The organism is Pseudomonas sp. S3E17, from assembly GCF_024168685.1.
Lineage (GTDB): Bacteria > Pseudomonadota > Gammaproteobacteria > Pseudomonadales > Pseudomonadaceae > Aquipseudomonas > Aquipseudomonas marginalis.
Map to the genome: position 1 here is coordinate 3,138,951 of NZ_JALJWE010000001.1, position 23,532 is coordinate 3,162,482.

General features: G+C 60.9%; 25 protein-coding genes. 4 read left to right on the plus strand and 21 right to left on the minus strand.

Annotated features, from left to right (window positions below):
- Positions 1 to 3 precede the first annotated feature (3 nt).
- From J3D60_RS13860 to J3D60_RS13915, 12 genes are all read right to left on the minus strand, one after another.
- Entirely contained in the window at positions 4 to 1,413 is a 1,410-nt protein-coding gene (locus J3D60_RS13860; protein ID WP_027603639.1) for a circularly permuted type 2 ATP-grasp protein, read from the minus strand.
- A gap of 458 nt (positions 1,414 to 1,871) precedes the next feature.
- A complete protein-coding gene (locus J3D60_RS13865) occupies positions 1,872 to 2,213 on the minus strand; it encodes a ribonuclease E inhibitor RraB (RefSeq protein WP_015885395.1) in 342 nt (113 codons plus the stop codon).
- 213 nt (positions 2,214 to 2,426) lie between these two features.
- Positions 2,427 to 2,663 (minus strand): hypothetical protein, encoded by a 237-nt coding sequence (locus J3D60_RS13870; RefSeq protein WP_027603638.1) that lies wholly within the window; start codon positions 2,661 to 2,663, stop codon positions 2,427 to 2,429.
- Between the two features lie 103 nt (positions 2,664 to 2,766).
- Positions 2,767 to 3,372, minus strand: coding sequence for an START domain-containing protein (locus J3D60_RS13875; protein ID WP_065940712.1), 606 nt, complete (start codon positions 3,370 to 3,372; stop codon positions 2,767 to 2,769).
- A gap of 41 nt (positions 3,373 to 3,413) precedes the next feature.
- Positions 3,414 to 3,668, minus strand: a complete 255-nt coding sequence (locus tag J3D60_RS13880; RefSeq protein WP_253491762.1) for a YkgJ family cysteine cluster protein — start codon at positions 3,666 to 3,668, stop codon at positions 3,414 to 3,416.
- Positions 3,669 to 3,830: 162 nt separating this feature from the next.
- Entirely contained in the window at positions 3,831 to 4,322 is a 492-nt protein-coding gene (locus J3D60_RS13885) for a translation initiation factor 2 (RefSeq protein WP_065940714.1), read from the minus strand.
- A 104-nt stretch (positions 4,323 to 4,426) separates the two neighbouring features.
- Positions 4,427 to 5,866 carry a PLP-dependent aminotransferase family protein gene (locus J3D60_RS13890; protein ID WP_017527404.1) on the minus strand — a complete coding sequence of 480 codons (1,440 nt, stop codon included), beginning with the start codon at positions 5,864 to 5,866 and terminating at the stop codon, positions 4,427 to 4,429.
- Positions 5,867 to 6,136: 270 nt separating this feature from the next.
- On the minus strand, positions 6,137 to 6,952 hold the full coding sequence (locus tag J3D60_RS13895; RefSeq protein WP_065940715.1) for an OmpA family protein: 816 nt from the start codon (positions 6,950 to 6,952) through the stop codon (positions 6,137 to 6,139).
- On the minus strand, positions 6,949 to 7,311 hold the full coding sequence (locus tag J3D60_RS13900) for a DUF4398 domain-containing protein (protein WP_027603634.1): 363 nt from the start codon (positions 7,309 to 7,311) through the stop codon (positions 6,949 to 6,951). Before J3D60_RS13900 ends, J3D60_RS13895 begins: the two co-directional genes overlap by 4 nt.
- Before the next feature lie 9 nt (positions 7,312 to 7,320).
- Positions 7,321 to 8,136, minus strand: coding sequence for an ABC transporter substrate-binding protein (locus tag J3D60_RS13905; protein ID WP_027603633.1), 816 nt, complete (start codon positions 8,134 to 8,136; stop codon positions 7,321 to 7,323).
- Positions 8,137 to 8,220: 84 nt separating this feature from the next.
- Positions 8,221 to 9,150: an electron transfer flavoprotein subunit alpha/FixB family protein gene (locus J3D60_RS13910; protein WP_027603632.1), complete on the minus strand. Its 930-nt coding sequence runs from the start codon at positions 9,148 to 9,150 to the stop codon at positions 8,221 to 8,223.
- A 2-nt stretch (positions 9,151 to 9,152) separates the two neighbouring features.
- On the minus strand, positions 9,153 to 9,902 hold the full coding sequence (locus J3D60_RS13915; RefSeq protein WP_065940716.1) for an electron transfer flavoprotein subunit beta/FixA family protein: 750 nt from the start codon (positions 9,900 to 9,902) through the stop codon (positions 9,153 to 9,155).
- Between the two features lie 533 nt (positions 9,903 to 10,435).
- Here J3D60_RS13915 and J3D60_RS13920 point away from each other — a divergent pair.
- Positions 10,436 to 12,100: an electron transfer flavoprotein-ubiquinone oxidoreductase gene (locus tag J3D60_RS13920; protein WP_065940717.1), complete on the plus strand. Its 1,665-nt coding sequence runs from the start codon at positions 10,436 to 10,438 to the stop codon at positions 12,098 to 12,100.
- Positions 12,101 to 12,180: 80 nt separating this feature from the next.
- Here the strand turns inward: J3D60_RS13920 and J3D60_RS13925 are convergent, their stop codons facing one another.
- Entirely contained in the window at positions 12,181 to 13,074 is an 894-nt protein-coding gene (locus J3D60_RS13925; protein WP_027603629.1) for an AraC family transcriptional regulator, read from the minus strand.
- Positions 13,075 to 13,256: 182 nt separating this feature from the next.
- Here J3D60_RS13925 and J3D60_RS13930 point away from each other — a divergent pair, with 182 nt between their 5' ends.
- The gene (locus tag J3D60_RS13930; RefSeq protein WP_253491764.1) at positions 13,257 to 14,309 is read left to right on the plus strand and encodes an NAD(P)-dependent alcohol dehydrogenase; all 1,053 of its coding nucleotides are present in this window, start codon (positions 13,257 to 13,259) and stop codon (positions 14,307 to 14,309) included.
- Here J3D60_RS13930 and J3D60_RS13935 read toward each other — a convergent pair whose 3' ends face one another.
- The 6 genes from J3D60_RS13935 to J3D60_RS13960 all read right to left on the minus strand — a co-directional run bounded on the left by J3D60_RS13935 (position 14,310) and on the right by J3D60_RS13960 (position 20,245).
- Positions 14,310 to 15,113, minus strand: a complete 804-nt coding sequence (locus tag J3D60_RS13935) for an IclR family transcriptional regulator (protein ID WP_027603627.1) — start codon at positions 15,111 to 15,113, stop codon at positions 14,310 to 14,312.
- Positions 15,114 to 15,200: 87 nt separating this feature from the next.
- Positions 15,201 to 16,166: an L-arabinose ABC transporter permease AraH gene (gene araH / locus J3D60_RS13940; RefSeq protein WP_065924819.1), complete on the minus strand. Its 966-nt coding sequence runs from the start codon at positions 16,164 to 16,166 to the stop codon at positions 15,201 to 15,203.
- Between the two features lie 19 nt (positions 16,167 to 16,185).
- Complete coding sequence (gene araG / locus J3D60_RS13945) at positions 16,186 to 17,685, minus strand: L-arabinose ABC transporter ATP-binding protein AraG (protein ID WP_253494006.1); 1,500 nt, start codon at positions 17,683 to 17,685, stop codon at positions 16,186 to 16,188.
- Complete coding sequence (locus J3D60_RS13950; RefSeq protein ID WP_065926341.1) at positions 17,682 to 18,668, minus strand: substrate-binding domain-containing protein; 987 nt, start codon at positions 18,666 to 18,668, stop codon at positions 17,682 to 17,684. The genes araG and J3D60_RS13950 overlap by 4 nt, the downstream gene beginning before the upstream one ends.
- 37 nt (positions 18,669 to 18,705) lie before the next feature.
- Complete coding sequence (locus tag J3D60_RS13955; protein ID WP_065939050.1) at positions 18,706 to 19,527, minus strand: SDR family oxidoreductase; 822 nt, start codon at positions 19,525 to 19,527, stop codon at positions 18,706 to 18,708.
- Between the two features lie 238 nt (positions 19,528 to 19,765).
- Positions 19,766 to 20,245 (minus strand): GNAT family N-acetyltransferase, encoded by a 480-nt coding sequence (locus J3D60_RS13960; RefSeq protein WP_027607824.1) that lies wholly within the window; start codon positions 20,243 to 20,245, stop codon positions 19,766 to 19,768.
- Positions 20,246 to 20,443: 198 nt separating this feature from the next.
- Between J3D60_RS13960 and J3D60_RS13965 the strand changes: the two genes are divergently transcribed.
- Positions 20,444 to 20,776 carry a hypothetical protein gene (locus J3D60_RS13965; protein WP_253491765.1) on the plus strand — a complete coding sequence of 111 codons (333 nt, stop codon included), beginning with the start codon at positions 20,444 to 20,446 and terminating at the stop codon, positions 20,774 to 20,776.
- 51 nt (positions 20,777 to 20,827) lie between these two features.
- The gene (locus J3D60_RS13970) at positions 20,828 to 21,094 is read left to right on the plus strand and encodes a hypothetical protein (RefSeq protein WP_027607822.1); all 267 of its coding nucleotides are present in this window, start codon (positions 20,828 to 20,830) and stop codon (positions 21,092 to 21,094) included.
- 51 nt (positions 21,095 to 21,145) lie between these two features.
- On the opposite strand, the gene J3D60_RS13975 is transcribed toward J3D60_RS13970, so the two are convergent.
- Positions 21,146 to 22,063, minus strand: coding sequence for a PfkB family carbohydrate kinase (locus J3D60_RS13975; protein ID WP_253491767.1), 918 nt, complete (start codon positions 22,061 to 22,063; stop codon positions 21,146 to 21,148).
- Positions 22,056 to 23,522, minus strand: coding sequence for a cytosine permease (locus J3D60_RS13980; protein ID WP_065939052.1), 1,467 nt, complete (start codon positions 23,520 to 23,522; stop codon positions 22,056 to 22,058). Before J3D60_RS13980 ends, J3D60_RS13975 begins: the two co-directional genes overlap by 8 nt.
- Positions 23,523 to 23,532: the final 10 nt, after the last annotated feature.

A 23,532-nucleotide genomic window follows, 5' to 3' on the forward strand; every position in this document is an offset into this window, starting at 1 on the left:
GCATCAGTCCTCGACCACCCAGGTGTCTTTGGTGCCGCCGCCCTGGGACGAATTGACCACCAGCGACCCTTCACGCAGCGCGACACGGGTCAAACCGCCGGGCACCACACGGGTTTCCTTGCCGGATAACACGAAGGGGCGCAGGTCGATATGGCGCGGTGCAATGCCGTTTTCGACAAAGGTCGGGCAGGTGGACAAGCACAGGGTTGGCTGCGCGATATAGGCGTGGGGCTTGGCCTTGATACGCGCGCGGAAGGCTTCGATTTCCGCCGCCGTGGACGCTGGGCCCACCAGCATGCCGTAGCCGCCGGAGCCCTGGGTTTCCTTCACCACCAGGTCTGGCAGGTTGGCCAGCACGTGGGACAACTCGTCGGGCTTACGGCACTGGAATGTGGGAACGTTCTGCAGGATCGGTTCCTCGTCCAGGTAAAATCGGATCATCTCGGTGACAAAGGGGTACACCGACTTGTCATCCGCCACCCCGGTGCCGATGGCATTGGCCAGCACCACATTGCCCGAGCGATAGGCCGCCAGCAGGCCGGGCACGCCGAGCATGGAGTCGGGGTTGAAGGCCAGTGGGTCGAGGAATGCGTCGTCGAGGCGACGGTAGATCACGTCTACGGCTTTGGGGCCGTCGGTGGTGCGCATGAACACACGGTCATCGCGCACGAACAGGTCCGCGCCTTCCACCAACTCCACCCCCATTTCCCGGGCTAAAAATGCATGCTCGAAAAACGCGCTGTTGAAGCGTCCCGGGGTCAGTACCACGACGCTGGGATTATCCAGGGGGCTGGCGCTTTTCAGGGTATCGAGCAGCAGGTTGGGATAATGATCGATCGGCGCGATGCGCTGGGCCGCGAACAGCTCGGGGAACAGGCGCATCATCATCTTGCGGTCTTCGAGCATGTAGCTCACGCCGCTGGGCGTACGCAGGTTGTCTTCCAGCACGTAGTAGGTGCCGTCGCCATCGCGTACGAGGTCGACTCCGGAGATGTGGGAATACAGGTCGCGGTGCAGGTTCAACCCCTGCATCGCCAACTGGTATTGCTCGTTGGCCAGTACCTGTTCGGCGGGAATGATCCCGGCCTTGATGATGCGTTGTTCATGATAGAGGTCGGCGAGAAACATGTTCAGCGCCTTGACCCGCTGGATGCAGCCACGCTCGACCATCCGCCATTCGCTGGCGGGAATGCTGCGGGGGATGGTGTCGAACGGAATCAGGCGCTCGGTGCCCTGCTCGTCGCCGTAAAGCGTGAAGGTGATCCCGGCACGGTGAAACAGCAAGTCGGCTTCGCGCCGGCGCTGGGCCAGCAGTTCAGCGGGGGTGTCGGCCAACCAGCGGGCGAACTCGCGGTAGTGAGGGCGAACCTGCCCTGCCCCATCGTACATTTCGTCGTAATAAGTGCGGATCATGCCGTACTCCTTGTCACCCGGACGCAAGAACCATCGCAAGGCCCGTGCCAGCGGCATAAACACTTAAAAATCAGTGGGTTAAATATAAGCAAAGAACCGATCGCACCGTCCTGGTGCGCAGAATGCCCGCTGCCCTGCTGCACGCTTCATGGCAATGCAGCCTTTGGCTATCAACAGCATAGTCAGAGTTGATTTCACTGCCCGTCGAAGCGTGCGGATAATCGCCCCCATCCGCTGAGCAGGACATGTCCTACAGCTTTAACCATTGCGTAATCGGTACCGTGATCACTCGTGTACCGACCGGCTCCTTCGGTCTTCCCTTTCAGCCACCCTTTTCTACGGGTGGCTTTTTTTTGTGCAAGAAAGAGCGGCGCAAGTTCCACAAACCTTCATATACCGCAAACAAAATCGGCCGACCCTAAGGCCAGCCGATACGCTGTGCTGCTCATACAATGGCGCTACATGGGTAACCCACGCACCTCCTGCTTGACGCCCCAACCTTCAATGATTCCGCCCAGCGGCTCGACCACCGCTTCAAAGTCTTGCTCGAAGTCTCCTATGCCATCGTAGGTTGCAAACATGATCTTGCTCAGTTCCAAGTACCAGGCGCCATCGTCGCGCGCACTGACCTGGGCATTCAGGGACTCACCACGAAATTCACCCGCGGCCCTGCGCGCCCGTTCCTCATCCGGGAAAATGGCGTAGAACTCAATGGGGTGGAACCGTGAAAAGTCGAAGCCGCCTTCTTTCATGCGGCGCAGAACGTTGGTGCTGATGTCTTCTTGATAGGCTGTGCTCATGAAACGTCCTCCTCAAACCGATGGATAGACTTTCCGTGCTTCCCAAAGCCCGCGCCCTACTGGCGCGGGTACTACGGCAGGTACAGCACCGCAGGAAAACAAGCATGTAGCTGACAAGACCAGACCTTAGCGATTCATTCGCTGATCTCACTTGCAGAGTAGCGCGAAGCTATCACCTCCACCAGAGGTGCTTGAATGGCATACAGGGAATGTTCAGGCGGCGGGAGAGATGTCGAGGATCTGAATACTGTTCTGGTCTTTGAGGATCTTGACCGTTGGCTCGGGCTTGCGGCCCTCAAGGTCGTTGAGGTCCAGTTCGGCGGCCACGGGCACCAGCTTGTTGCGAATCATGTGTGCCGCATCTTCGAGGCTGGGCTTGTGCTCGCAGGTGAACTGCTCCACGGACTGTACGCCGTGATCATCAACGAAGGTAATCTGCCACTTTTGCATCGGTGCCTCCTCGATAAAACCCATGTGTGGGCTTACATCTATCTGGACCTTGAGGGCTCGGCAAACGTTCCACTCACCTCAGGAGGCACCGGATCAAGCGCAGTTATTTTTCAGCGTGTTCCTTCAGGGCTTTCAAGGTGTTGAACGGCGCGTCCACCACGAACTTGTTGGCCAGCCACGACGGTACGCTGCCGCCTGGCTCGGTGTGTACCTGGTAGGTGACTTCCGTCTCATTGGCGCCTTTAGGGACCAGTTTCCAGAAGCCCTCGACCTGAGCGACACGCACGTAGCCTTTTTCTTCGGGCTTGTAGGTCGGCACGCCCTGCAGCTTGCGGGTTACGCTGCCGTCGGCGTCCTTGGTGGTGGTGACATGGATGTACGAATCACGATCGGTCACCGGGAACGGCGCCTTGAACTGGGTGTAGGTCCAGGCCTCATCGCCTTTCTTGTCCACCAGCTTCTGGGATTTGCATTCATGAATCCACGAGCAGGCGCCGGCCACATCTTCCTGCAGGGCCTGGATCCTGGCGACAGGCGCCTTGATCACGGTAACACCGCGATAGGCCTTGTATTTGGAGCCAGCGACTTCGATCAGGGACACCTTGATACCGTCTTCATCCTTGGCAACCTGCCAATCCTCAGCCTGGGCAGTGGCAGCAAATACCAGGGTAAAACCGCACAGCACAGCCATTCGTTTCAGCGAACCCATTGTTGTATTCCTTATTGTTGAAGTTCCGATAGTAAAGCCCATCAAGCCGCCGTCATCTGCTCCCACCAGCCGATCAACCGAATCGCATCGGCCTGGTCGGTGCCGCAGACCTCGATATCCGCCTTGAAATCACTGCACACGGCCGGGCGCTCCGGTCGGCCGAACAGTTGGCACAGCTGTTCGACCGACAGGTGCAGGCAGCGTTCGCCCGCCGGTTTGCCATTGGGCATCCCGGGTAACGGTGAACTGATGGAGGGAGCGATGCAGCAGGCGCCACAGCCTTCACGGCAATTCATGACCAGCAGGTCCTCGACGACTCAATAGGGACGGCCGGGCTAGGGTACGCCCTTAAACAGCCGTTTTAAAATGGTCTAACAGGGGTTTTTCGCACAAAACAAAAGTGACCGACCAGTCTGCGACAGATGGTCGATGGCCTGCGTCACTTCTTAGGAAAAAGTTTACTGCTTGAACTCGAATTCCAACGCGGCACCTTCCACTTCACGGCGCTCTTCGTTGCGCAATTGCAGCTTCATCTCATTGCTGAGCAAACGGCCGTTGATCTGGAACGCACTGTTGTCGGTGGGTTTTTCACCGAACATCGGCGGCAACAACGGAACGCTCTTGGGCTTGGGCACGGTACCCAGGGGCTGCAGGTGCCTGACCATGTCCGAAGGCAGGGACAAATCCAACTGTGCCGGTGGCAGTTTGGTCTGTGCCACTTCCTGGGCTGACTTGGATTTTTTCGCCGTTGACGCACGCTTTTTCGCCGTGGCGTTTGGCTTCTTCGTGACGGGGGCTTGCTTGGCGGAGGAAGGTTTTTTTACCGGGGCATCCTGCCGGGTGTTGGCAGCGGGCTTGTTTTCAGCCACGGGTGCCGCCGCCAGCGCTGTGCCGACGTTACACAGGCTTAACAGGCCAATCACCAAAGCAGCGCGAACAATTGAAGTCATATTGCCTACAGCATTAACGGCAGAGGGCCATATGCTCGCTTGTTGTGCGCGGCATGACAAGCACGGTGATCATCCAGCTATCGGCGTTGTCCCTTTTCAACGCCTCAAAAGCCGGCTGCGGTTTCCTGGCATAACTGGCTGGCCAGCATCCCCAAGGTCATCAGCGCTCGCTCTGCCTCGCGGTTCCACGGTGTGCCGCAGTTCAGACGAATACAGTGGTTGAACTGCTCGGTATTGCTGAAGATCAACCCCGGCGCAATGCTGATGCCCTGTTGCAGGGCGCGCACGTGCAGTTCCTGGGTATTGACCCGCCCTGGCAAACTGACCCACAAGATAAAACCGCCCGTCGGACGGGTCATCTGGGTGCCTTCCGGGAAATACTGCTGCACCGCCAGTTGGAAGGCGCTGAGATTCTTGCGGTATTCCTGGCGGATGTAACGCAGGTGCCGGTCGTAGCCGCCGTTCTCCAGGTACGCGGCCACGCCCATCTGGGTGACGCTGCAGGCCGAGTGGGTGCTGAACATTTGCAGACGCTGGATTTCCTGCTGGTACTTGCCGGCGATCATCCAGCCGATGCGCACGCCCGGCGACAAGGTCTTGGAGAAACTAGAGCAATAGATGACCCGGTCCAGGCGGTCGTAGGCCTTGAGGGCCTTGGTGCGGCCGAGTTCGAACATCAGTTCGCCGTAGATATCGTCTTCGACAATCTGGATATCGAAATCCGAGGCCAGGCGCAGCAACTGTTTCTGCCGTTCCTCGGGCATGGTGCCGCCCAAGGGGTTGCTCAGGCGCGTGGTCAACACCAGGGCCTTGATCGACCATTGGTTGGCTGCCAGTTGCAGGGCTTCCAGGCTCATGCCGGTAGACGGGTCGCTGGGGATCTCGATGACTTTTAGGCCCAACAGGTCGGCCAGTTGCAGCAAGCCATAATAGGTGGGCGATTCAGCCGCGATCAAGTCGCCGGGGCGTGTCAGCACCCGCAGGGACATCTGCAAGGCGTCAACACAGCCGTGGGTGATCACCACTTCGGAGGGGTCCACCACCACGCCGGCGTCACGCATGCGAATCGCCACCTGGCGGCGCAGCGGCTCGAAACCGGGGCTGAACATGTAGCTGAAGGCGCGTGGGCTCTGGAAACGCGTGACCTTGGCCAATTGCTGGTGCAGCGCCCGTACCGGCAGATAGTCGACGCTCGGCACGGCGGCGCCCAGGGGAAATACACCTTCGCGGCGCGACTCGCCCAATACCTGCTGGATAATGCTGCTGCGGGTGACCAACCCCGGGCGCTCGACCCGCGCGATGTCCGGCGTCGGAGCGGTGAGCGCCGGCGTCTGGTGCACGTAGTAACCGGACTGCGGCCGTGCCCGGATCAACCCCTGGTCTTCCAGGTTGGCGTAGGCCTGCAATACCGTGGCGTGGCTGACATTGAGCTGGGAGCTCATCTTGCGCACCGAGGGCACGCGCTCGCCAGGTTGATAGACACCGCGACGGATGTCCTCAGCCAGTTGCTGGGCGATACGTTGGTAAAGCAACAGATTGGTCATGACGCAGCACTCGATTTCACGGGTATTTTATTTTTGTGTGAAACATACCAGCACAGTTTAGAAGTGTACGGGGACAGTTGCCACAATAGTCGAGCGCGCGCGGGAGTGACAGTAAAAACTGTAAGGTGAGTGGAGAGAATACTCAGATGTATACAGAACAATGTGGGAGGGGGCTTGCTCCTGATGACGGAGTGTCAGTCGCCGAAAATAGTGACTGATCCACCGCTATCGGGTGTAGCCCCCTCCCACACTTTTGATTTGCGCAAGGCTTCAGCGAGCGGCGCCCAACTGGCCCTTCTCGTCGGAGAACACTATTTCCACGCGACGGTTCTGCGCGCGGCCACGCTCGGAGGCGTTGGCTTCCACCGGGTACTGGTCGCCGTAGCCTTCAACCTGGATGCGCTTCTCATCGATCCCCAGGTCCACCAGCACATCGGCCACCGATTGCGCACGATCACGGGACAGTTTGAGGTTTTCCTGCTGACCACCGGTATTGTCGGCGTACCCCTCGATGCGCACCACACGCTTGGGGTTCAGTTGCAGGAACTGCACGATTTTCAACACAGTGCGGTTGGCCGAATTTTTCAACTCCGCTTCACCGGTATCGAACAGCACGTCGCCCAGGGTCATCACCAGGCCGCGATCGGTCTGGGTGGTGGTCAGGCTGGCGATCTGTTCTTCGAGCCATTTACCCTGCTGCTGCACGCTGATCAGCTTGCTTTCGCGCAGGGCCAATTGCAGGCGCTGGCGTTCCAGTTCGAGCTTGGCGGCACGCTCTTCGTTAAGTGTCTGCTCGGTGTGTTCGCGGGCGATGGCACTGTAGCGCTGGCTCAGGTAGGCGTAATGCACCACGTCGGGGCCGCTGCCCCAGTAACTGGACAAGCGGTCGGCCCGCGCCAGGGATTCACCGGCGCGGATCACGTCCTTGGGTGCGATACGCAGCACGTTGGCGTCTTCCTTGACCTTCTGGAAGTCGCTGCCCGCCTGTTGCAAGGCCTGTTCGCCACTGGGGTGGCTGGCACAACCGCCCAGTGCCGCACTGCCCAGCAGCACGACACAGCCCAGACCACGGATCATCGGGTTCATTGGGCTTCTCCCAGCTGCAATTGCTTGCGCAGGCGCGTGATGCGGGTGTTGAGCACGTTCAGTTGTTCCTGGCTCTTGCGGGTCAGCACCTGGGCTTCGGCCAGGCGCGCATCCAGCTCGGCCTGTTCGGCCTGCATGCGCGCGTCCTTGTAGGATTGCTCGGCCATGTCGGCCTTGGCCTGGGCGAATTTGTCCTCGGCCAGTTTCAGTTCGGGTGATTCATCGGCGCTGGCGCCCACGGCGTTGGCTTGTTCCAGGGCTTGCTGGGTGAGGCGAATTTGTTCATTCGGCGCAGGATCGGCTGCACATCCCGCCAGAGCGACAACGGCGAGGGCCGCGAAAAAAGGTCGAAGAGTCACTGAAAATCCCTACTTTGTTGGGGTGCCGACGGGTTGTTGCAATTGCGCTTTCCAACGCTCCAGATTGCGCTGCAGCGCGGCTTCCGTCACACCAGACCCGGGCAATTCTGTCATCTTTTTGGCCAGCTGTCCGCGCAGCCACGGATCATTGCAGGCCGAGTTGTGGGAAATCGCCAGGTACAGGCCGGGCTGATCGACAGGCACGTCGCGGGCGACCAGGTCATTGCTCATCCCTAATGTCTGGGCCATGGCCATGCCGGAGTAACGCCCGGCCAGCACGTAGTCCACTTCCCCCAGCAGCAGTTTCTGGAAGGCCGGGGTCAACGTGGGCAGGCGTTGCAGGGTCAGTTGCTGGCCGGCGAAGGTTTCAAAGTCGCGGCTCAAGCGCGCACGTTCCGACACTGCACCCTTGTGGCCATGCAGGTCCGCCGCCGTGGTATAGGCCAGCGCCGAATCCTTGCGGGTCCAGACCAGATAATCGAGCTGTACCAGCGCGGGGTGGATGTAGTCGAGGGTTTCCAGCTCGCCAAGGTTCAGCGGTGCATCGGCGAGGATATCCATGCGCCCGCTGCGCACTTCGTCCAGGGCCAGGGAACGCTTACCGCCGTAGAGCAGGTCGATTTTCAACCCAAGCTCCTTGGCTACCTGTTGCAAGACATCGGCGGTGGCGCCGATCAGGTGCGTCGGGTCTTGGGGGTCACGCCACAGCAGCGGCGGTGCGTCCGGGCTGCCGGTGATCACCAGGCGATCACATTTGCCGGCTGCCTGGGTCAGGCTCGGCAGCAGCGTAAGTCCCAGCAGTACGGCCCAGGGGCGCAGTTCCATGGCGGTTTCTCCGGCGTTCAAAAAAGCCCGGGCCAAAAAAAGCCCGGTCACTAGACCGGGCTCTTTATAAGTGAAGCGGCTGGATTAGACCAGCTTCTCCAACTCAGGTACGGCTTCGAACAAGTCCGCCACCAGGCCGTAATCGGCCACCTGGAAGATCGGTGCTTCTTCGTCTTTGTTGATCGCGACGATCACCTTGGAGTCTTTCATACCGGCCAAGTGCTGGATCGCGCCGGAGATACCGACGGCGATGTACAGCTGTGGCGCAACGATCTTGCCGGTCTGGCCGACCTGCATGTCGTTGGGTACGAAGCCTGCGTCGACGGCCGCGCGGGAGGCGCCGACCGCAGCGCCGAGCTTGTCGGCCAGGGCGTACAGGTGCTTGAAGTTGTCGCCGTTCTGCATGCCACGGCCGCCGGAAACGACGATCTTGGCAGCGGTCAGCTCAGGACGGTCCGACTTGGCCAGCTCTTCGCCGACAAAGCTGGAGGTGCCAGCGTCGTGGGCCGCGGAGACGGCTTCAACGGCAGCCGAGCCACCTTCAGCGGCAACCGGATCGAAACCGGTGGCACGCACGGTGATGACTTTGACGGCAGCGGTCGATTGCACGGTGGCAATGGCGTTACCGGCGTAGATCGGGCGCTTGAAGGTGTCGGCGCTTTCTACCGAGATGATCTCGGAGATCTGGTCAACGTCCAGCTGCGCGGCAACGCGTGGCAGGATGTTTTTGCCGTTGGAGGTAGCGGCAGCCAGGATGTGGCTGTAGCCAGCGCCCAGCTCTGCTACCAGGGGGGCAACGTTTTCCGGCAGTTGGTGAGCGTAAGCGGCGTTGTCGGCCAGCAGTACTTTGCTCACGCCAGCCACTTTGGCTGCAGCCTCAGCCACGGCGCCAGCGCCTTGACCGGCAACCAGTACGTGGATGTCGCCACCGATTTTAGCGGCAGCAGCAACAGTGTTCAGGGTGGCCGGGGCCAGCACCTTATTGTCGTGTTCTGCGATTACCAAGATAGTCATGATTAGATTACCTTCGCTTCGTTTTTCAGTTTCTCGACCAGTTCAGCCACCGACTTGACCTTGATGCCCGCGCTGCGTGCAGCCGGCGCTTCGACTTTGACGGTCTTGTTGGTGGAGGCGGTGGAAACGCCCAAAGCATCCGGAGTCAGCACTTCGAGAGGCTTCTTCTTGGCTTTCATGATGTTTGGCAGGGACGCGTAGCGCGGCTCGTTCAAACGCAGGTCGGTGGTGACGATGGCCGGCAGTTTCAGGGAAACCGTCTGCGCGCCGCCATCGATTTCGCGGGTTACGGCAACCTTGTCGCCGCTCACTTCGACTTTCGAAGCGAAGGTGCCCTGGCCGTAACCGGTCAGTGCAGCCAGCATCTGGCCAGTCTGGTTGTTGTCGCTGTCGATCGCCTGTTTGCCGAGGATCACCAGCTGAGGCTGTTCCTTGTCGACAACGGCCTTGAGCAACTTGGCCACGGCCAGGGAGGTCAGTTCTTCAGCGGACTCGACCAGGATAGCGCGGTCGGCACCCAGTGCCAGGGCGGTACGCAACTGCTCTTGAGCAGTGGTCGGGCCGATGGAAACCACAACGATTTCAGTCGCCACGCCTTTCTCTTTCAGGCGTACGGCTTCTTCCACGGCGATTTCACAGAAAGGGTTCATCGACATCTTGACGTTAGCAAGGTCGACGCCGGAATTGTCCGCCTTGACGCGAACTTTCACGTTGTAATCGACAACGCGTTTGACAGCTACAAGAACCTTCATGGATTCCTCGTTACTCTCCGGTGAAAAGAAAGTCGCCTAGGCGAACCTGGCGGTTGATGCTCATCGGCACACAAGGGCACCTCCAAAAACGGCGGCGAATGACCTTGCTCACGGGAAGTGATGACCGTTCGTCAGTGGTGACTGGGAGGTCATTCTTTATCGCGGCGTGTAAACTGCGCGCCATCAATTAAACGCGCGTCACCTGTTTTGCCTTTGCCGTGCTTTTGGACGTGCTCTTGAAACCTACAGTCTGCCTACGGTCTGTGCAAAACCGACCGTATATTGACCGGAACGCCTATTCTGGTCAATACGGCAAAATGGCCAGTCATAAGCCGCGTTGCTTTGATTTACCTAGCCTGCGGGCAATTCAAACAAACGTTTGTATTGGACGCTGACAGTGGTCTATATATAATGCGCCACCTAGAGAGACAGGTGGGTCATCCCCTGCCGTTGCGCACGGCGATGACGGACACGACACCGAACCTCCACCCATTAGAAAAAAAGCCTGTTGAGCCTTGAGTAGGAGATAGCCTGTGGAACGCGAATACATGGAATTCGACGTGGTCATCGTCGGCGCTGGCCCGGCGGGCCTGTCTGCCGCCTGCCGACTGAAGCAGAAGGCCGCCGAAGCCGGTAAGGAAATCAGCGTCTGCGTGGTCGAGAAAGGCTCCGAAGTGGGCGCACACATCCTCTCCGGTGCCGTGTTCGAACCCCGTGCCCTGAACGAACTGTTCCCGGACTGGAAGGAACTCGGCGCCCCGCTCAATACCCCCGTGGTGCGCGATGACATCTATGTGCTGCGCAGCGCCGACACCTCCACCAAGGTGCCTGACTTCTTCGTGCCCAAGACCATGCACAACGAAGGCAACTACATCATCTCCCTGGGCAACCTGTGCCGCTGGCTGGCCCAGCAGGCCGAGAACCTGGGCGTGGAAGTCTACCCAGGCTTCGCCGCCCAGGAAGCACTGTTCGATGAAAACGGCGTGGTGCGCGGGATCATCACCGGTGACCTCGGCGTCGACCGTGAAGGCCAGCCAAAAGAAGGCGTCTACACCCCGGGCATGGAACTGCGTGGCAAGTACACGCTGTTCGCCGAAGGCTGCCGTGGGCATATCGGCAAGCAGTTGATCCAGCGTTTCAACCTGGACAGCGACGCCGACGCCCAGCACTACGGCATCGGCCTCAAGGAAATCTGGGAAATCGACCCGGCCAAGCACCAGCCAGGCCTGGTGGTGCACACCGCCGGTTGGCCGCTGGACATCATGAGCAACGAGAACACCGGTGGCTCGTTCCTCTATCACCTGGAAAACAACCAGGTGGTGGTTGGCCTGATCGTCGACCTGTCCTACAGCAACACTTTCCTGTCGCCCTTCGATGAGTTCCAGCGCCTCAAGCACCATCCTGTGCTGGCCCAGTACCTGGAGGGCGGCAAGCGTATCAGCTACGGCGCACGCGCCATCTGCAAAGGCGGCCTGAATTCGCTGCCGAAGATGGTCTTCAAGGGCGGCGCGCTCATCGGCTGCGACCTGGGCACCCTCAACTTCGCCAAGATCAAAGGCAGCCACACCGCCATGAAGTCCGGCATGCTCGCCGCCGACGCCGTGGCCGACCGCCTGTTTGCCGAGTCCGAAGGGGGTGATGAGCTGACCGCTTACGTTGACAGCTTCAAATCCAGCTGGCTCTACGAAGAACTGTTCGCTAGCCGCAACTTCGGCCCGGCCATGCACAAGTTCGGCCCGATCATCGGCGCCGGCTTCAACTGGTTGGACCAGAACATCCTCGGCGGCAAGATGCCGTTCACCCTGCACGACACCAAGCCGGACTACGCCTGCCTGAAGCTGGCCAAGGACAGCAAGAAGATCGACTACCCGAAACCCGACGGCAAGTTGAGCTTCGACAAGTTGAGCTCGGTGTTCATCTCCGGTACCAACCACGAAGAAGAGCAGCCGTGCCACTTGAAGTTGAAAGACCCAAGCATCCCGATCGGCACCAACCTGCCGCTCTACGATGAACCGGCGCAGCGTTACTGCCCGGCCGGCGTGTATGAAGTGATCACCCAGGAAGACGGCGAGAAGCGCTTCCAGATCAACGCCCAGAACTGCGTGCACTGCAAGACCTGTGACATCAAGGACCCTTCGCAGAACATCACGTGGGTCACACCGGAAGGTGCGGGTGGGCCGACTTACCCGAATATGTAAGCCAAGCGAGGCTCCCGAATGGGAGCCTTTTTTATGCAGTCAAACTCGGTCAACTGTGGGAGGGGGCTTGCCTGAAATGACTATGCAGCCCGCTCTTCGCCAGGGTTACGCTCGAAGTAGCGCTTGTACTCGCGACTGAACTGCGACGTACTCTGGTACCCCACGCTGTGCGCCGCCTGCGCCACGCCCATGCCCTCCACCAGCAGCAACTGCTGAGCCTTGAGCAAGCGCAAACGCTTCAAGTACTGCACCGGCGACAGCAGCGTGCAACGCTTGAAATGCTCGTGAAACGTCGACGCACTCATATGCGCGTACCCCGCCAACGTCTCGATATTCAGCGGCTCGGCGTAATGGGCATGCAGGTGATTCAACGACGTGGCGATCCGCGAAAACTGCCCCTGCTGTTCCACCAAGGCGCGCAGCACATCGGCCTGGGGGCCACGCAAGGCGGTGAACAATAATTCCCGCACCCGCGCCGGGCCCATGATCCGGCTTTCCAGTGGATCGTGCAGGCACTGCAGCAGCCGCTCGACGCAGCCACGCATGGCGTCATCCAGGACCACCGAACTCATCGACTCCAGGGTTTGCGCGGTCGGCGGCGGACCGGCCTGCATGCCCATGGCCATCACCAACTCACCCAGCACCACGCGGTCGATGCCCACGGTCACCCCCAGCAGCGGCGCACCGGGCGCCATGGCGAACGTCTCGCACTCGAACGGCACCGGCATCGCCTGGATCAAGTAGTGCCCGGCGCCATACTCCAGCGTACGCGGGCCCAGGTAGGCGACCTTGCTGCCTTGGGCGACGAACATCAGGCTCGGCTCGTAGATCTGCGGGCCACGTGCCACGTCGCAACTGGCGCGCAGTACTTGCACACCCGGCAGGTGGGTCGGGGAGAAACCGTCGCGGGACGTCAGCCCCTCGATCAGGGCAACCAGCGTGGCGTTGGCATCAACATGGCGGGTCAACAGCATGGCAAAAAACTTCGCGAATAAGGGATGAGAGCATCATCGCAGGTCTGGCCGCCGATGAATCCAAACAGGGGGCACTCCCGGACGAATAGGCATGAGACTCGGAGCAATCGCCATGGCCGCATCAGGGGGTGACGGGGAAAATGGCCCGCCTCATCTGTCCCTGCTTTTGCGAGGTTTTCGCCATGTATACCGCCATCGGTTACGCCGCCCAGTCGGCCACCACTCCCCTCGCCCCCATGTCGTTTGAACGCCGCAGCCCGCGCGCCGATGACGTGGCCATCGAGATTCTCTACTGCGGCGTGTGCCACTCCGACATCCACCAGGCGCGCAACGAATGGGGCATCGCCGTGTACCCGCTGATGCCGGGCCACGAGATCGTCGGCAAGGTCACCGTCGTCGGCGCCAGCGTGACCGCGCATAAAGCCGGCGACCTCGTCGGTGTCGGCTGCATGGTCGATTCGTGCCGCCACTGCGAAGCGTGCAAATCGGACCTGGAGCAATATTGCCTCGAAGGCCCGACCATGACCTACGCCACACCGGACCGCGTCGATGGCAGCAACACCATGGGCGGTTACTCCGACAGCATCGTGGTCAGCGAGCACTTCGTGGTGAAGATCCCGGCCAAGCTCGACCTGGCCAGCGCCGCGCCGATCCTGTGCGCGGGCATCACCACCTATTCGCCGCTCAAGCACTACGGCGTCAAGGCTGGCGACAAGGTCGGGATTCTCGGCATGGGTGGCCTGGGCCACATGGGCATCAAGTTCGCCAAGGCCATGGGCGCGGAAGTGACACTGTTCACCCGCTCGGCGAGCAAGGCTGAAGAAGGTCGTCGCCAGGGTGCCGACCATGTGATCGTGTCCACCGATGCCGAACAGATGCAAGCCGCCGCCGGCAGCTTTGACTTCCTGCTCGACACCATCCCGGTGCAGCACGACCTGAACCCCTACCTCGACGTATTACGCTTTGATGGCGTGCACATTCTGGTTGGCCTGATCGAGCCCGTGGACCCACCGGTCAACGCCGCCAAACTGGTATTGGGGCGTAAAGTGCTGGCCGGTTCGCTGATCGGTGGCATTGCCGAAACCCAGGAAGTCCTGGATTTCTGCGCCGAGCATGGCATCACCTGCGACATCGAAATGCTCGACATCCGCCAGATCAACGAGGCTTACGCCCGCATGATCGCCGGTGATGTGAAGTACCGCTTTGTCATCGACATGGCGACCTTGAAGGCCTGATCAGGCCTTCGCGCCCAGCTCTGCCGACAGCCGCGCTGCGACCTGTTTGATCACAGGGATCAGCTCGGCCATTTTCTCCAGCGGCATGTAGGGCACAGTACTGGCGATGCTGATGCCGGCGACGATTCGCCGGCTGGCATCGCGCACCGGTGCCGCTACGCAACGGATCGACGGTTCGTTGTCTTCCAGGTCGAACGCATACCCGCCCACCACATACTCACGCATGCGCTGCTCGAACTGCGCCCAGGATTGTTCTGGATGCTGCGGCCATTGCAGGTTTTTCCCACCCGCGGGCAGGCTGGTCTCGTACAAGCGCTGCCACTCTTGCACCGAGTCATCCAGCAGCATCGCCTTGCCCACGCCCGTGCGCGCCAACGGCATGCGATGGCCGACCCGCGAGCGCATTTCCGGACCGTTGCGGCCAGGGTTCTTGTGCAGGTAAAGCACGTCGTCGTATTCGCGAATGGCCAGGTGGATGGTGTCGCCGGTCAATGCCGACAGCTCATCCAGGTACGGCACCGCCAGGGTCACCAGCGGCAGCTCTTCGCGGGCCTGAAACCCCAGTTCGATCAACTTCGGCCCCAACAGGTAGCCGACTTGCGGTACCACGCGCAGGTAACGCTCTTCCACCAGGCAACTGGCCAGGCGGTGGGTGGTGCTGCGGGTGGTGCCGATGCGCCTGGCGATCTCTTTCAGATCCCGCGCTCCGGCCGCCACCGCCTGCACGACGCCCAGGCCACGCAGCAGGGTCTGGGTGCCGGTGGGGGCAGCGTCTTTGACGGGGGTGTGGGCGTTTTCCTGCATATCGGGCCTATAGGTATGAAAGCGGGGGCATTATGGCAAATACCGTCCCTCAATACAGTGGCGATCCAAAGGTGGGTGGTGTTCGATCTAGCGCTGCTTCATGCGGTCGATGATGACCGCCAGCAACAGGATCGAGCCGCGGATCACGTACTGGTAGAAGGTGTCGATGTTCTTCAGGTTCATCGCGTTCTCGATGATCGCCAGGATCAGCACACCCGCAATCACATGGCGGATCATGCCGATGCCGCCGCTCAACGACACCCCACCCAGCACGCAGGCGGAAATCACCGTCAGCTCGAACCCTTGGCCGATCATCGGCTGGCCAGAGGTCATGCGCGAAGCGAGGATCACCCCGGCCAGCGCGCCGATCAGGCCGTGCACGGCAAAGATGATGATTTTGGTGCGATCAACGTTCACCCCGGCGAGCAACGCGGCCTCCTGGTTGCCGCCGATGGCCATGGTGTTGCGCCCATAGGTGGTGTAGTTGAGCAGCCAGCCAAAAAATACAAAGCACAGCACGGTGATGATGATCGGCACCGGCACGCCCAGCAGTTGGCCGTTGCCGAACACGAAGAAATCCTCGTTCATCACCCCCACCGCCTTGCCGTTGGAGAAGATATAGGCCAGGCCGCGCACGATCTGCATGGTCGCCAACGTCGCGATCAACGCATTGATACGCAGCTTGGCGATGACAATGCCGTTGATCAGCCCCACCACCAACCCCATGGCCAATGCAGCGGACACACCGAGCGCCACGCTGTCGGTGTCGCGAATCACGATCCCCGCCACCACACCGGCGCAGGCGATCACCGAGCCCACCGACAGGTCGAAGTGCCCCGACGCCAGGCAGAACAGCATGGTGCAGGCGGCGATGCCCACGGTGGAAATCGCCAGGCCCAGGCCACGCATGTTCAGCGGCGAGAGGAAGTTGTCGATAAACAGCGCGCTGAGCACAAAGATGCCCAATGCCGCCAGCAGCATCACCCAGTCATCGAGAAACTTGCGCTGGTTGAAACCCGGCCAGAAGCCCTTTGCAGTTTTTACCTGAGACATGCCTACACCCTCTTATTCTTCAAGCCCGCGAACGCGGGAGTGCCAGTTGCAGCAGGCGTGCTTCATCCGCTTGATCGCGGCTCAGTTCGCCGGTCAGCGCGCCTTCGCTCATCACCAGGATGCGATCGGAGATGCCCATCACTTCCATCAGGTCGCTGGACACCACAATGACTGCAATGCCCTTGGCCGCGAGGTTATGAATGATCTGGTAGATCTCCGACTTGGCGCCGATGTCGATACCACGAGTCGGCTCGTCCAGCAGCAGGACCTTCATCGGCATCGACAGCCAGCGGCCGAGAATGGCTTTCTGCTGGTTGCCGCCGGACAGGTACATGATCTTTTGCGCGGCGGTCGGGGTTTTGACTTTCATCGCCTTGATCTGCTGGTCGGCATTGCCCTTTTCCCAACCGTCGCGCAGCAACCAGCCAAACGAAGAGTGGGCGCCACGGGCGCTGATATTGATGTTCTCGGCGACGCTGGACAGCGGAATGATGCCTTCCTTCTTGCGGTCTTCCGGGCACAGCAGCACACCGGCGGCGATGGCGTCGCGGGGTGAGCGCAGTTGCAGGGCCTCCCCGCATAACTCAAGGCTGCCGGCGCTGGCGCGCTCCAGGCCGCTGAGCAAGCGGAACAGCTCCGTGCGCCCTGCCCCCACCAAGCCGAACAGGCCGAGAATCTCGCCTTTGCGCACCTCAAAACTGATCGGCTCACGCAAACCCGGGCCCAACAAGCCGTCGACCTTGAGCGCCACCTCACCATGCTCGCGCGGGCGGTAGTCGTAGATGTCCTGGATGTCGCGGCCGACCATGCAGGTCACCAATTGGTCGTGGGTCAGCGCGCTCATGTCATCGAAAGTGCGCACGTAACGGCCGTCCTTGAACACCGTGACCGCGTTGCAGATGCGGAACACTTCTTCCATGCGGTGCGACACGTAGAGCACCACTTTGCCCTCGTCCCGCAGGCGCGCGATGATCGCCATCAAGCGGTCGATCTCCCGCGCCGACAGGCTGCTGGTGGGTTCGTCGAAGGCAATTACATGGGCGCCACGGGACAGCGCCTTGGCGATTTCCACCAGTTGGCGCTGACCCAGGGACAGGCGGCCGAGTTTTTCCTCGGGGTCGATTTCATCCGCCAGGCCCTTGAGGCAAGCCAGGGCCTGCTTGCGCAGCAGGCCCCGGTTGACCACGCCGAAGCGCGCGGGCAAATGCCCGAGGAACAGGTTTTCGGCGACGGTCATTTCCGGCACCAGGTGCAGTTCCTGGTGAATCACCGCCACGCCACTGGCGATGCTGTCGGCGGCGCACTTGAACGCCATGGTCTGCGCGCCGATCTGCACGCTGCCGCTGCTGGGAATATAGGCGCCACCGAGGATCTTCAGCAGCGTCGACTTGCCCGCACCGTTCTCGCCCATCAGGGCGTGCACCTGCCCCGGGTGGGCGGTGAAGCTGATGCCGTCCAGCGCCTTGACCCCGGGAAAGGTTTTGCCGATAGCGTCAAAACGCAGGGCCGCCGCCGTCATTTCCACAGCCCGATCTTGGTCAGTTCTTCCTGGAAGTTGGCGCGGGTGATCAGGGTCACTTCATCCATGGCCGTGTATTTAGGCGGCTCGGTGCCCTTGGTGACCCACTCGTACATCATCAGCGCAGTGTTGTAGCCCTCGATGTGCGGGCTCGGCAGCATCGAGCCGAAGAAGCCGCTGTTGGCTTTCTTCAGTTCGCCGATGGCGTCGGTGCCATTGATGCCGATGCCGATCACATTGGCGGCGGCGAAACCGGCGCTTTCGGTGGCGCGCACGCCGCCGAGCACGGTGTTGTCGTTCATGCCGCCGATGATCAGGTTTTTCGCGCCGCTGGGCAGCTTGACCAGGGCCGAGTTGGTGGCGTCCATGCTGCCGGGGACGTCGAGGGTTTTCAGTGCGGCGGTGAGGATGTGGTCCTTGGGAATGCCGGCTTCTTCCAGGGATTTGATCGAGCCGTCGGTGCGTTTCTTGCCGGTGTCGAGTTCATTGAAGGTGTTGATCACCGCGTAGGTGTCCTTCCAGTCCCAACCGCGTTTTTTCGCTTCGGCAGCCATGGCCGCGCCTTGTTTCTGGCCGACTTCAAACGCGGCCATGCCCAGGTACGGCACGTCTTCCATGAAGTTGCCCTTGGCGTCGACAAAACGGTCATCCACGGCAATCACTTTCAAGCCGTTGGCCTTGGCCTTGGCGACGATGGCCGGGCCCAGGGACACGTCCGGCGGGCAGATGACAAAGCCCTTGGCGCCGTTGGCGGCCAGGCTGTCGATGGCCGAGAGGGTTTTCTCGCCATCGGGCACGGCGATCTTGATCACGGTAAAGCCATGTTCCTTGCCGGCTTTTTCGGCAAAGGCCCATTCGGTCTGGAACCACGGTTCCTCGGCCTGTTTGACCAGGAAACCGATCTTCACTTCCTCGGCAAATGCGAAAGTACTGAGGCCGCTGAGCACGGCGGCAGCTGCCAGTACGCGTATTGCTTTTTTCATGAACGGCACCTCTTGTTGTTATTGGGAGTGGCAAGTTCTAGTCGTGGTACATCACCGACCGCCCGCCATCGATCATCAGGCAGGTGGCATTGATAAAGGGCGCCTCGTCGGTGGCCAGGAACAGCGCCGTCATCGCCACCTCGACGGGCTGGCCGATGCGCTTGGGCGGGTGCAGGTCGAACGCGCGCTGGCGCTCGGCGTGGGGGTCTGGGAAACCGTTCCAGTAGTCGACGTTGAGCTGGGTCTCGATATAGCCCGGGGCGATGGCATTCACGCGGATGCCCTTGGGCGCGTATTCGATACCCAGGGCGCGGGTAAGGCCGAGCAGGCCATGCTTGGCCACAGGGTAAGGGAAACAGCCGGGAATGATGTGGCTGGAATGGGTGGAGGCGATGTTGATGATGTTGCCGATGCCCTGCTCGATCATGTGCGGCAACACCGTGCGGCAGCCGTACCAGGCGCCGTCGAGGTCGATGGCGAAGCAACGGCGCCAGTCTTCGTCGCTCATCTCCAGCGGGTCGCGGAACACGTTGACCCCGGCGCAGTTGACCAGCACATCCACCCGGCCGAAGCGCTCAATGGCCACATTGACCAACGCCAGCCATTGCGCTTTGCAGGTGATATCGACGGGTTGGGCGTAGATCTCGGCGCCGCGTTCGCGCCAGTGGGCAGCGACTTTTTCGACCTTGTCGCCCTGGATATCGGCGATCACCAGGCGCGCCTGCTGGGCCTGGAAACACGCGACGATCGCCTCACCAATGCCCTGAGCGGCGCCGGTGATGATCACCACCTTGTTCTTCAGGCGCTCGCCGTAGGTTGGCTCGGGCACGGCGGGTAATGACAACGGTTGGGGCTGCATCGCTTCACCTGTTTTATTTTTGGCAGTGAGTGCTGATGCAGACGACTATAAACCCATCATTTGAAATATCTCAATATATAAATTTGCATCCCATATAGTGAGCAAAATCAAAAAATAATGTGGGAGGGGGCTTGCTCCCGATAGCGGCACGTCAGCTACAGAAAGGCTGACTGATTCACCGCTATCGGGAGCAAGCCCCCTCCCACATTTGATCTACAGTGTGTTCAAGAAGGTGGCTTCAGCCGAGGGCGAAGTCCCGCAGCGCATCACCTTCCATGCGATAACGCACCCACTCCTCCTGCGGCTGGGCACCGATGGATTTGTAGAAGGCAATCGCCGGCTCGTTCCAGTCCAGTACGCTCCACTCGAAGCGCGCGCACCCGTTATCAAAGGCAATCTTCGCCAAGTGGCGCAACAGCTTCTTGCCCGCCCCGCCGCCACGTTGTTCCGGGTTGATGTACAGGTCTTCGAGGTAAAGGCAGTTGCTGCCCAGCCACGTGGAATAGCTGAAAAAGAACACCGCAAACCCAATCGGCAAACCATCCCGCGAGCAGATCAGGCCATGGGCCGTGGCGCCCTCGCTGAACAGGCTGCGCTGGATATCCACCACGCTGGCGATCACTTCATGCCGGGCTTTCTCGTACTCGGCGAGTTCGGTGATGAAAGTCAGGATCTGCGCAGCATCGCTGGGCACGGCGGGGCGAATCTCGATGGTCATGGGCGAGCCTTGGCAATTTCAAAGCACACATACTAAGGCGCTTTGATGACTGATTGCAGTGCAATTTATGGGGAGCCCGGCAGCCGACACACAAAATCTTACAGGTGCCACAGCACCGTTCGTCGCCACCCAGGCACGATCATCAAGGCACAACTGACCAATAGAGGGTAAGGACATCAATCATATGGAGACACCCTCATGAAGCATTCCAAGTTTGCCGCCTTCGCATTTGCCGGCCTGTTGTCTTCGGTTTCGCTGAGTGGTTTCGCTGCCACGTCGTCCACCGGTCCTACCAACCCGGACGCCACCAGCGAATCGCAAAAATCCATGGGCACCGGCCTGGACACCAACGGTGGTGCGGTCATCGATAACACCAATGGTGCCGACCCGCATACCCAGGGTCACGATACCCAACGCCAGGCGCCAGCGGCCGTCGGCAACGGCAAAATGGGCCCTTCGGTGAATGAGCCGAAGATCAATAAAGGCGATGACTCGAACCTGCCAGGCGCGCCGAAACAGCCTGCGCCTTAACGCTTCACACACAATCGCAACACCCGATCATTCCCCAATGAAGAGGTACGCATGAACGTCGATAAAGACCTTGAAAAAGAAGTCCTCACCCGCCTGCTGCACGCTCATCCCCAGGGGCTGGGCAAGGAGGTGCTGGATAACTACCGCGGAGAGAAAGTGGTCGCCAGTGCGTTGGCATTTCTGCAGGACCGCGGGCTGATCAAGGATGGGCATGTGACCACCGACGACGCCGGTGAATACTCGCTGAATCTGCCGATCAAGTTGACGGCGTCAGGTGTGGATGAAGCGCGCAAGCTCGAAGGTGAAACGCGCCAGTAGCCCTCATGCAAAACCCAATGTGGGAGGCCCCCTCCCACATTTTTTCCGCGCTTATTCGGTGAGTAATACGTCGACTTCGGCGCTGCCTGGGGAAGTTGCCGGCCCCCAACGCGTCACCGCCAAGGCTGCCGCTGCATTCGCCCGCCGTGCTGCCGCCGCTGGTTTCAAACCCGCCGCCAACCCCGCAATAAACACTCCTGCATGCGCATCCCCCGCGCCATTGCTGTCGACCGCCTGTACCTTGAAGCCAGGCACATGCTCGATCTGACCCGCACGCCCCACCCAGCAGCCATTCGGTCCGTCACGCACCACCAATAGCGTCTCGGCGCGCAGGTGCTGGCTGAGCGCCGGCAACGCGGCAGCGATGTCCGCCACGCCGGTAAACGCCAAGGCTTCAGGACCATTGCTGGTCCAGATATCGATACGTGGCAACAGCGCACCCATCAAGGCCGAATCCGGCGCTTTGACCAGCGGCCCCGGATCGAACACCACCACGACTTCCCGGGGCAGTGCCAGCAGCCAGTCGATCAGCGCCTGGGCCTTGCCTTCCAGGAGCAGGCTGTAGCCACTGACATAGACGTAGTCGTCGGCGCGCGCTGCGACGGCGGTCAAATCCTCCTGGCTGAGTTCACCCTCGACGCCGATATGGGAAATGAACGTGCGCTCGGTCGTGGCTTCGGTCAGGGACACACACAAGCCAGTGTCCTTTGCGCTGCTGGCTGCCAGGGCCATTTCAATGCCCTCGGCCTGCATCGCCGCGCGGGCCAGATCGCCGAAGCGGCCAGTGCCGTGACGGCCCAGATAGACCACCGGCAAGCCATTGCGCCGCGCCGCCGCCATCACATTGAAGCCCCCGCCAGCTTCGAAGCTGGCGGACTTGGCCAGCACGTCGCCGCCGGTCGCGGGCAAGGTGTCGAGGGCCATGACCAGGTCGACGATGACCTGGCCGGTGTGCAGCAATCTAGACATTAGGGCTCTCTACCAACGCCGGACGACGGTCAGCCGCGCCGCCCAGTACCGCATAAATCCCACCGGCAACCAGGAAGGTGACGATCCAGCCCAGGCCGTTGTGGCCGAGCCAGGAGTCGGACAACGGCCCGGCGAACCAGATGTTCTCGGCAGTGGTGCCAATGGTGGTGAAGCTGAAACCCAGCACGATGGCCACGGCCCAGGCGCCGAAGGCACGCCATTCCACACCGCCGCGATACCAGTAGGCGCTGCTCGGGCTCACGTCCAGCAGGTCCTTGGGGCTGTAGTAGTGACGATGGATCAGGTCGACCACGAAGATCCCCACCCACGCGGTGATCGGCACCGCCAGCAACGAGATGAAGGTGATGAACGGGCCGTAGAAACTGTCGGCGATCAGCATGAAGTAGATGGAACCGGCGAAGATCGCCACGATGTCGACGATCACCGCATGCACGCGCTTGACCTTCAGGCCAAGGGTCAAGGTGGTGAGGCCGGCCGAATACACCGACAGGTTGTTCGACAGCAGCAGCCCGCCAAACGCGGTGATCAAGTACGGCACCGCCATCCAGGTGGGCAGCATGTCGCGGATCGCGATGATCGGGTCAGTGGCCGCGGCCAGATCGTTGTTGCCGACCGACAGCAGGCCGCCGAGGGTAATCAGCAACACCAGCGGAATGCCCGCACCAAACGCCGCCGACGCCACCAGGCGCACGGCGGTGACGCTGCGGTGCTGGTAGCGCGACATATCGGCACCGGCGTTGGCCCAGCCGATACCGGTACCGGCGGCCATGGTACCGACGCCGATGATCATCGCGCTCAGAGGAGCCGGGGTGGCGTTGAACACCGCGCTCCAGTCGATGGTGGCGCAGAGGAAACCGCCCACCAGGATATTCAACGCGCCGAACACGTAGGTGGCCCACTTCTGGATCACCAGCAAGGTGGCGTGGCCGAGGCCCGAAACGGCCAAGGTCAGCAACACGAAAATGCCGATGAAGATCAGGGTGAGGACCGGTGCGCTTTTCGCCTCCACCGCAGAGCCGAACAGAATCGAACACAACGACAGCAACACGAAGGCAGCCGTGGTGGTGTTGACGGTTTCCCAACCCAGGCGCGACATCAACGACACCAGCGTCGGGCCAATATTGCCGCGCACGCCGAAGATGGCGCGGGACAAGGTCAGGCTGGGGGCACGGCCGCGACGGCCGGCGATGGAGATGATGCCCACCACGGCAAACGAGCCCGCGGCGCCGAGGATCGCGACGATGATCGCCTGCCAGATGGCCAGGCCGCGAAACGCCACGAGGGTGGCGCCGAGGGGCAGGCCGAGGATGCTGATATTGGCGGCGAACCACACCCAGAACAGTTGCAGTGGATGGCCGTTGCACTCGCCTTCAGGGACCGGTTCGATACCGCGGGTTTCCAATTGCCCGGCGCTTTGGCCGGAAGAAGTGCTGCTCATGAGTGGTGCT